The organism is Bradyrhizobium sp. FW305-F6 (genome assembly GCF_058782905.1).
This window is the reverse complement of the sequence record NZ_JBYSYD010000035.1, coordinates 1-710: the sequence shown is the minus strand read 5'-3', so window position 1 is coordinate 710 and position 710 is coordinate 1. Positions and strand designations below refer to the sequence as shown.

General features: G+C 69.7%; 1 protein-coding gene. It reads left to right on the top strand.

What is annotated here, in order from left to right; translation table 11 throughout:
- A partial coding sequence (locus tag AC3WLX_RS36605) for a methyl-accepting chemotaxis protein (RefSeq protein WP_492339386.1) occupies positions 1-710 on the top strand: 710 nt, incomplete at both ends.

Sequence of the window (710 nt, the reverse complement as noted above, 5' to 3'; positions counted from 1 at the left end):
AGCGCGGTCGGCACCATCGTCTCCAACGTCTCGGCCTCGGCTGTGCAGCTGGAATCGGCGGCTTCGACGCTGACCCGCACTGCCGAGACCACCCAGAGCCTGTCGAGCCAGGTCGCCGGCGTCTCCGAGCAGGCCTCCTCCAACATGCAGTCGGTCGCCACCGCGACCGAAGAGCTGTCGGCCTCGGTCGAGGAGATCGGCCGCCAGGTCCGCGATTCCAGCCGCATCGCGGAGGCTGCCGTGATGCAGGCCAAGGAGACCGACGGGCGCATCGGCAAGCTGTCGCATGCGGCCCAGCAGATCGGCGAGGTGGTCAAGCTGATCACGGCGATCGCCGAGCAGACCAATCTTCTGGCGCTCAACGCCACCATCGAGGCCGCGCGGGCCGGCGAAGCCGGCCGCGGCTTTGCGGTTGTCGCCAGCGAAGTGAAGTCGCTGGCGAGCCAGACGGCGAAGGCCACCGACGAGATCTCCTCGCACATTACGGGCATGCAGGGCGCGACCGCCGAATCGGTCGCCGCGATCAAGGAGATCGGCGCGACCATCGGCCAGATCTCGTCGATCTCGACCTCGATCGCGAGCGCGGTGGAGCAGCAGGGCGCCGCCACCCAGGAGATCGCCCGCAGCGTCCAGACGGTTGCGCAGGGGACCCAGACCGCGGCCACCGATATCGGCCAGGTCAACCGCGGCGCCGCCGAGACCGGCTCGGC